We start from the raw sequence: 1,473 nt of genomic DNA, 5'->3' as shown, positions 1-1,473 counted from the left end.
CGCTCGGCGAGGGCGCCACGCCGCTCGTCGACTGTCCGGCGCTGGCGGACGCGATGGGCGTCGGCCGCGTCCTCCTGAAAGACGAGGGCGCGAACCCGACGGGGACGTTCAAGGACCGCGGGCAGTCGGCCGCGATGACGGCCGCGCGCGAGCACGGCGCGAGCGAGGTGGCGCTGAACAGCGCCGGCAACGCGGGGCAGGCCGCCGCGGCGTACGCGGCGCGTGCGGATCTGGACGCGCACGTGTTCCTCCCCTCGCGGGCGGGGTTCACCCAGAAGGCGATGACCGAGGTCCACGGCGCGGACCTCACCGTCACCGACCCGATCGACGGGAACTCGCAGATCGCCGACGCCGGGAAGGCGTACGCGGCCGCGATGGACGATCACCCGGAGTGGTACTCGACGAAGACGTTCGTCACCCCGTACCGCCACGAGGGGAAGAAGACGATGGCGCTGGAGCTACTGGCGCAGCTCGACTGGGAGGCGCCCGACGGCGTCGTCTACCCGACCGGCGGCGGCGTCGGCCTCGTCGGGATGCACAAGGCGGCCCGAGAGGCGAGAGAGCTCGGGTGGACCGACGAGTTGGTCCCGATGTACGCCGCGCAGGCCGCGGGCTGAGCGCCGGTCGTCCGCGCCCACGAGTCGGGGACGGAGCGCCACGAGCCGATCCCGGACGACGAGGTGGAGACGGCGTGTAACGGGATCGCGATCCCCGATCCGGGCGCGAGTCACCTGATCCTGAAGGCGATCCGCGAGTCCGACGGCGGCGCGGTGTCGACGACGGACCGAGAGATCCTCGACGCCGCGATCGAGGTCGCGAGAGCGGAGGGGTTAGAGGTCGGCGCCACCTGCGCGGCCGCCGTCTCCGGTGCCTTCGCGCTCGCGGAGTCCGGCGAGTTCGGGCCCGACGACACGGTCGTCCTGCTGAACACCGGCGCGGGCAACAAGGACGTGGACGCGCTGCGCGCGCACCTCGGCGAGCGGGAGGCCGAGGCGGACGCTGCGGAGTAGACGACGACGGAGCGGGCGGGGGCGGCCGTGGCGGAGTTGGCGGCCGAGCCGTCGAACCGGAACCACTACGGCGGGGGGTCGCCACCCCTCGCGCATGGAACTCGGGGTCATCGGACTCGGGCGGATGGGGCGGATCGTCGCGAACCGGTCGCTGGAGGCGGGCCACGACGGGGTCGCGTTCGACCTCTCGGCGGAGGCGACCGCGGAGGTAGCCGAGCGGGGGGCGGAGCCGGCCGACTCCGTGGCGGACCTCTGCGAACGACTCGACGACGGGGCGGGCGAGGGCAAGCGGATCTGGCTGATGGTGCCCGCGGGCGACGCGGTGGACGCCACGCTCGCGGATCTGGAACCGCATCTCGACGGCGACGACGTCGTCGTCGACGGCGGCAACTCCCACTTCGAGGCGTCGGTCCGGCGCGCCGGGGCGAGTGACGCCGCGTACCTCGCCTGCGGCCCCTCCGGC

The 1,473-nt window shown here is 73.9% G+C and carries 1 protein-coding gene and 1 pseudogene; both read left to right on the top strand.

Annotation, left to right across the window (positions count from 1 at the left end; translation table 11 throughout):
- Positions 1–1,010, top strand: a pseudogene (locus tag U4E84_RS17215) (threonine synthase); the annotation flags it as partial.
- 94 nt (positions 1,011–1,104) lie between these two features.
- On the top strand, positions 1,105–1,473 hold a 369-nt coding region (locus U4E84_RS17210; RefSeq protein WP_322533322.1), incomplete at its 3' end, for an NAD(P)-binding domain-containing protein.

Origin of the sequence: Halorubrum sp. AD140 (assembly GCF_034497445.1) — an archaeon.
Classification (GTDB): domain Archaea; phylum Halobacteriota; class Halobacteria; order Halobacteriales; family Haloferacaceae; genus Halorubrum.
Note: the sequence above shows the minus strand (reverse complement) of the source record. Positions and strands in the feature narration are given on the sequence as shown.